Here is a 7910-nt window from a genome sequence, read left to right as displayed (position 1 = left end):
GTCAATCTTCTTGACCTGACTATTCAAATTGACAAACTGGAGGGTGCCGCTTATTCCAACCTGTACATTGTGGGCGACGCCTCGCCAAGTGGTTGGAATATTGGAGACCCCGAAGCCTTCACCAAAAACCCGGATGATCCGTTCATTTTTACGTATGAAGCTCATTTGTCACCAGGTGACTTTAAAATCTCAACCTTTGCCGGCGACTGGTGCGATGGTGACTGGCTCAATCCATCTCAGGCTGATCAAGTATTGACAGCGACTGATTTTATTGTTACCACCGGATGCGACGGACCAGATAATAAGTGGCGGGTAACTGCAGAAACAGCGGGACGTTACAAGATTACGGTGAACCTGTTCAACAGCACCATCAAAATTGTGCCGGTTAACCTATATTTGGTTGGTGATGGGGGACCTAACGGGTGGAATATCAACAATCCGGAACCCTTGGCATTCGCTGACGGTGTGTATACCTTTACCGGTGAACTGGGTGCGGATAACCCAACCGGAGAATTTAAAATCGCCAAATTCAAAGGCGACTGGTGCGATGGTGACTGGATTAACCCTGCCAGTCCCAATCAGTCCCTTACTAATTCCAGTTTTATTGTTACCAAGGGCTGTGATGGACCTGACAATAAGTGGAAGCTACAGGACGGCGATGCCGGAACCTACGTCATAACCATTAACCTGGATACGGAAGAGATGACGATAACAAAACAATAGTTTGAAAAGCTACGGTTGCCTCTATAGCGCATAGCATCAGTGTTTGCATACCGGGGCAACCGCAGCTTTCAAAAAAATATAACAGATCGATGAGGAAAAGGCAGATGAAGCAGTTGAAGACACTATTTTTAAGTTTGATATTAACCGGTGTGTTTATCGGTTGTGGTCAATCAGATGACGGCATTGTTCCGGATCCGGATCCGGAAATTCCGGCTAATCCGGTCACCCCCGGCTTTCTGAGTTTGTCCATTGAAACCGATATGGCAGCATACAATCCCGGAGATGAAGTGACTTTCGCCATGGACAACTCCTCCCTGCCCTCAGGGGCCAGGGTAAGATACAAACACCTGGATTCAGTGATTGAAGAAGCTGCTGTTTCTGGCGCTACCTGGAAGTGGCAAACTCCGTCAACCGATTTCCGCGGCTATATCGCTGAAGTTTACGAGAAAACCAATGACACGGAAACCATTTATGCCACGATTGGCGTAGATGTGTCTTCCGACTGGACCAAATTTCCACGATACGGCTTCCTGTCTAAATTTCATCAGCTAAGCAACGCGGAGATTGAGGATGTGATTGCCAGCCTGAACCGCTATCATATCAACGGACTCCAGTTTTACGACTGGCACAACAAACATCACCAGCCATTGCCGGTTATCGATGGTGCACCAGCAGCCAGCTGGAAGGACATCATCAACCGCGATATTTATTTCAGCACTGTTGAAAAATACATTGCCGCGGCGCATAGCCGGAACATGAAAGCCATGCACTACAACCTGATTTACGGGGCATGGAAAAACGCTGAAGCCGACGGCACAAAAAAAGAGTGGTATGTATATACCGACAATACACAAACCAACCGCGATTTTCATCCGCTTCCAACACCTCCGTTTCTGAGCAACATCTTTTTGCTCGATCCGTCGAACAGTGAATGGCAGCAGTACCTGGCCAATGAGAATCAGAAAGTTTATGAGCACCTGAATTTTGATGGTTTCCATATGGACCAGTTGGGTGATCGCGGAAATCGCTACACCTACGACGGCAACTCGCTGAATTTGGCTCAGACTTACCAGCCTTTTATCGAAGCCATGAGAACAGCCAATCCGGATAAGGAAATTGTGCTGAACGCTGTTAATCAATACGGACAGCAAGGGATCGCCCAATCATCGTCCGACTTCCTGTATACCGAAGTTTGGTCGCCAAATGATAGTTATAACGATTTGGCGAACATTATACTGGTGAATAATGCCTACAGCAACAACTCCAAAAACACCGTACTGGCGGCTTACATGAATTATGAGTTGGCCGACAATCAAGGCTATTTTAATACTCCGGCGGTGTTGATGACCAATGCCGTTATTTTTGCTTTCGGTGGCGCCCACCTCGAATTGGGAGAGCACATGCTGGGGAAGGAGTATTTTCCAAATTCGAACCTGGCTATGAAGTCGGATCTGCAAAAAGCACTCCCTGCCTACTACGACTTTATGGTAGCCTACCAAAACCTGCTACGCAACGGTGGCTCATTTAACGTGGTTTCAGTGAGTTCTATGGATGGGAAACTGCCGTTGGCCAACTGGCCTGCAAGTCAGGGGAGCATCGCGACGGTATGCCGGAAAGTCGACGACAAGCAAGTGGTTCATTTCATCAACTTCAAAGATTCGAAAACATCCAACTGGCGAGACAACCAGGGAATTCAGGCAGTTCCAGCCTTGGTGAAAGATGCACAGATAAGCCTGACCAGCGCTGGAACGGTGAAAAAGATCTGGACTGCTTCGCCGGATATGATTGGAGGAGCATCGCGTTCGCTAAACTTTGATCAAAGCGGGAACCAAGTCGCATTTACCTTGCCCGAACTCAAATACTGGAGCATGGTCGTCGTTGAATATGAGTAGCTGATTTCATCCCGGAAATTTTAATTCAGGAAGGCATTTTTTTGTCTTTCCGGTACTTTTTGCCTTAATTTTTAACTTTAAACTATCATGAAACCACTGTTTCGTTTTCAATATTTACTCACTATTTTTTTATTCGCAACGGTTGCCAGTGCACAGGACTTTGAAAAAGCAGGCAGTTGTTTTTCTTATGAAACACACGGAAACAAGGTCGTCTTCACCTGTGAAAACAATGTTCAGGTTGAGGTGGAACAGATCACTTCCGGTATCCTGAAAATCTGGTACGATCAGGATGATTTCGAGCGGAACAACGAATCCTTTGCCGTTATTAAAGCCGGCGACGGCAGTCAAAAGATCAATCTTTCGGAACAACCTGCCAGTTATGAGATTTACACCGGCGAGCTCATTGTGCGGATCCAAAAGTCACCTTTCCAAATACGCATCTTCGATAAATGGCAAAAGCTGCTGATGGAAGATTACCAGGATCGTGGCTTTGTAGCCGATTCAGCAAAGATGACCGGCTACAAAACCTTAAAACCCGGTGAGAGGATATACGGCTTGGGCGAGAAAAATGGTTCCATCAACCGGGCGGGTAGCCAATTCAGCATGTGGAACAGCGACAAGCCCTGCTACCAGGTTAGCGAAGATCCCCTGTACAAGAGCATTCCATTTTTTATGAGTGGCGAGGGCTACGGTATTTTCTTCGATAACACGTACAAGACGGAATACGATTTTGGAGTGGAGTCAGACCAGTACTACTCCTTTTCAGCCCCCGGTGGGGAAATGATGTATTACTTCATTTACGGACCAACGTTGAAGCAACAAATCAGTCGTTACACCGAGCTCACCGGCAGGCCCATCATGCCGCCAAGCTGGGCGTTTGGCTTTGCGCAGTGTCGCGGACTGCTGACCAACGAAATGCTTAGCCGTGAGATTGCGGCGGGTTACCGTCAAAGGCGGATTCCCTGCGACATCATCTACCAGGATATTGGCTGGACACAACATTTGCAGGATTTTGAATGGCGCGATGGGCGGTACGACGATCCTGAAAATATGCTGGCGGATCTTGAAGCGGACGGATTTAAGGTGATTGTTTCTCAGGATCCGGTTATTTCGCAGGCCAATAAAAAACAATGGCAGGAAGCGGATTCGTTGGGGTATTTTACCACCGATGTGCGTACTGGTAAATCGTACGATATGCCTTGGCCGTGGGGCGGAAATTGTGGCGTGGTGGACTTTACAAATCCTGAAGTGGCCGACTGGTGGGGTGCGTATCAGCAGAAAGCGCTTGATGCCGGAGTGCGTGGTTTTTGGACCGATATGGGCGAGCCTGCCTGGAGCAACGAAGAAAGCACCGATCGGTTGTTTCAGCAGCACCACCTGGGCATGCATGATGAAATTCACAACGTTTATGGGCATACCTGGGATGAAGTTGTGACTGAACAATTCAACAAACGCAATCCAAACACCCGGGTTTTTCAAATGACCCGCTCCGCTTTTGCAGGTATGCAACGGTTCACTTTTGGCTGGTCGGGCGACGCCGGCAACGGGAATGAGGTTACCGATGGCTGGGACCAGCTGGCGGCTCAGATTCCGCTAATGATGTCATCGGGCATGGGGCTGATTCCATTCTGGAGCTGCGATATCAGCGGCTATTGCGGCGATATTGACGATTATGATGCCATGAGCGAGTTGTACGTTCGCTGGCTGCAGTTTGGCGCGTTCAACCCGTTGAGCCGGATCCATCACGAGGGTAACAATGCCGTTGAACCCTGGCTGTTTGGCGCTGAGGCCGAGGCGATCAACAAAAAGACCATTGAGATGAAATACCAGCTTTTCCCGTACATTTATTCCTATTCGCGCCAGGCTTATGATACTGGTTGGCCTTTGGCTCGGGCGCTGGTCTTGGAGTATCCCAATGATGAGGAAACGTTCAATCTGAATAGCCAATTCCTTTTTGGCGAAGAGCTTCTGGTGGCCCCAGTCGTTGAAGAAGGCGCTGCAATCAAACGTGTTTATCTGCCCAAGGGAACTTGGTTCGATTTCAATCAGCCACGAGATCGTTATGAAGGAGGGCAGTGGATTGACTATCCTGTTGAGCTCGAAACCATTCCATTGTTTGTCAGACAGGGGTCCATTATTCCGCAGATGCCGGTGATGCAGTTTATTGGAGAAAGACCATCCTATCCACTGCTCCTTGAAGTATTTCCGGCTGGGATCAATAAAAAGGCATCGTTCGATATTTACGAGGATGACGGCGAGACCAATAATTATAAGTCCGACGTATTTGTGATGCGGAATGTTCGATGTGTGACCAAACGCTCCGGGATGGAGATCAGCTATAAAGAAGTTGCCTCGACAGGGTTTCAAGCACAAAAACGAAATCTGGTCTATCGGATCCACATGAACAAGAAGCCGGCATCGGTCTTGTTAGGCGAGCAAAAGCTGAAAACCTTCAAAATAAAAAAGGATGAAGAAATACTTCCCGAGAACATTGAAAAAGCAGCATGGAGCTGGGATGAAGGGGCGGGGACATGCTTGATCCGGATTCCGGATAATAGGAGGAATGAGAAAATCACAATTGAAAACTAAAAGAGAAGACCATGAAGAGATATCAGAGACTTGCAGTATTGTTGGTTGCTGGCTTGGTTGCCTGCAACCAGCAAGCTGAAGTTCTGTACCAATCGAATGCCTTTACCGTTTATCCTGACAAAGTGGTACAAGGCGATTTTGAAGCCCGGGTGCTTTCGCCGGAGCACATCGTTTCAAACTACCGGAGTACAGCCAGCGAACAATATTCAAGACTAATTACCTTTAAATTCAGTATCAACGAAAAAGACAATGAAAAACCGTCCGGCGAAGATCATTGGTTAATTATTGAAGAAGGGGAGCATGCATCACCGCTTATTCAATTTGGTCAGCATAATGATCCCAACCCTGGTGATTCCGGAACGAAACTTCCGGTTAACTACGAATACACTTTTCGGTTGGATCTGCGGCATGTATTGGAACAATTCAATGAAAAGGGCTACTTCGAAGCTTTTGATGGAAGCCGGATCGCAAAAGACGATTTCAAGGCTGTTTACATTGCGGGCGGCGCGGAACCACTGACCTGGGATTTTTCTAACCTGGATGAAAACGGGCTGGCGCTAAAAGACCCGGATGAAGATGGGATTTTTGAGTTGACAGTCACTTTAAACCCATTTGATGAACAGCAAAATGATGTAAAAGAATGGGAATTATCTGAAGACATTTCCATGAAACCTTCCTACCAATCGGATCAGCCAATTGTCGATGCGCTGTTTAATCTGTCATTGGAAGAGGCGCAGCTGAATATTGAGCCGGACAGCACGCTGCGTACCGGTGCCAAGTGGGGCGGCGTATGGACCCGAGACGTGAGCTACAGCACGCTTCTGGCCTTTGCTTATCATGAGCCGGAAGTGGCAAAAATCAGCTTGCTGAAAAAAGTAAAACGCGACCGGATCATCCAAGACACAGGGTCGGGTGGGGCTTGGCCCGTTTCGTCCGATCGGACAACCTGGGCTTTGGCTGCCTGGGAAATTTATCAAGTGACGGGGGATCGGCAATGGTTGCATGCAGCCTTCAAGGTGATTCGAAATACGCTGGAAGATGATTACAAAACCCTGAGAGATGAGCAAACAGGCTTGTATCGCGGAGAGTCGTCTTTTTTGGATTGGCGCGAGCAGACTTATCCCTGGTGGATGTCGAACGTGGATATTTATATTTCCGAAAACCTTGGAACCAACGTCGTGCATTACCAGGCCCACATTATCTTGGCTAAAATGGCAAAGATTTTGGGTGAGCCAGCCGGTCAGTACCTGAGCCGGGCGCAACAAATCAAAGATGGCATCAACAGTTTTTTGTGGATGAAGGACAAAGGTTATTACGGTCAGTATTTGTATGGAAGAACCTACCTGAGCCGGTCGCCCCGGTTCGAAGCCTTGGGCGAAGCACTGGCGATTTTGTTTGATGTGGCAGATGCACAGCAGGCAGAATCGATCGTTGCCAATTCGCCGGTAACCAATTTTGGAACCACGTGCATCTACCCCCACATTCCGGATATCCCGCCGTACCATAACAATGGTATCTGGCCTTTTGTGCAGTCGTACTGGAACCTGGCAGCTGCAAAAGTTGGAAATGAGGAAGCATTGCTGCACGGACTCGCATCCATATACCGGGCCGGTGCTTTGTTTCTGTCAAATTACGAAAACATGGTTGCCGAAACAGGCGACTATGTAGGCACCGAAATCAACTCGCATCGCATGTTATGGAGTATGGCCGGCAACCTGGCCATGGTACACCGCGTGTTTATGGGTATTTCCTTCGAAGAGGGTGGGATGCGCTTCAACCCCGTTATCCCAAAAGCTTATGGGGGAGTGAAAACGCTCAAAAATTTCCGCTACCGTGATGCCGTATTGGATATTTCCGTGACTGGGTATGGGAACGAAGTCGCTTCGGTTTTGTTGGATGGAGAACTACTCGAAAACGCCTTCTTCTCAGCAAATTTAAGCGGAAAGCATTCGATTGACATCGTGATGAAAAATACTGATTTTGGTCCCGGTCAGATCAATTTGGTTTCGAATAAGTTTTCACCGCCCACGCCTCAGGTGAAATTGAAAGATCGGTCAATCAGTTGGAATGAGATCCCTGGTGCAGCTGGCTATCAGATTTATAAAAATGGAGTAATACTGGAGACGATAACTTCCAGTGAATTTCCAATTGAAGGGAACGATTTTGCAGCGTTTACGGTCGTTGCAATCGATGCTGAAGGCATAGAATCTTTCGCCAGTGAACCGGTTTTATTTTCCGAAAAACAACAGAAAATGCGGTTGGAGCTGGAGGACTATACCCCACAGTCAGATCTGCCCTATTCAAATTACTCAGGAAACGGGTTTATCGAAATCAGTTTGACAAAGAATACGGATCTCAGTATTCCGGTAACCGTTCCCTCAGATGGGAAGTACCTGATTGACCTGCGCTACTCGAACGGCACCGGCCCCTGGAACACCGATAACAATTGCGGCATCCGAAGCTTATACGTGAATCAGGCTTACGAAGGAGTCCTTGTATTTCCGCAACGGGGTGAAAATGAATGGTCTGACTGGGGCTATTCAAACGGCTGTCAGGTGAATCTAAAAAAAGGTAAAAACCAATTAGACATCCGCTTTGAGGATTGGAATACCAATATGGATGGTGAAATCAACAAGGCCATGTTAGACTTTGTGCGGATGATACGGATGAGTAAATAGGGGAAGTTGATGAAAAACCTGCGGGCAA

Annotated in this window: 4 protein-coding genes; all 4 read left to right on the top strand. The window is 47.7% G+C overall.

The window, feature by feature from the left end; translation table 11 throughout:
• Window positions 1-723, top strand: a 723-nt coding sequence (locus AAC033_RS11065) for a SusF/SusE family outer membrane protein (protein WP_339738031.1), incomplete at its 5' end; no start/stop codon positions are given.
• 89 nt (window positions 724-812) lie between these two features.
• Window positions 813-2615, top strand: a complete 1803-nt coding sequence (locus AAC033_RS11060) for a glycoside hydrolase family 66 protein (protein ID WP_339738029.1) — start codon at window positions 813-815, stop codon at window positions 2613-2615.
• An 87-nt stretch (window positions 2616-2702) separates the two neighbouring features.
• Window positions 2703-5204, top strand: coding sequence for a TIM-barrel domain-containing protein (locus tag AAC033_RS11055; RefSeq protein WP_339738027.1), 2502 nt, complete (start codon window positions 2703-2705; stop codon window positions 5202-5204).
• 11 nt (window positions 5205-5215) lie between these two features.
• Window positions 5216-7882, top strand: coding sequence for a hypothetical protein (locus AAC033_RS11050; protein WP_339738025.1), 2667 nt, complete (start codon window positions 5216-5218; stop codon window positions 7880-7882).
• Window positions 7883-7910: the final 28 nt, after the last annotated feature.

This window comes from uncultured Sunxiuqinia sp. (genome assembly GCF_963974515.1).
Classification (GTDB): domain Bacteria; phylum Bacteroidota; class Bacteroidia; order Bacteroidales; family Prolixibacteraceae; genus Sunxiuqinia.
This window is presented reverse-complemented; position numbering and strand designations above follow the sequence as displayed.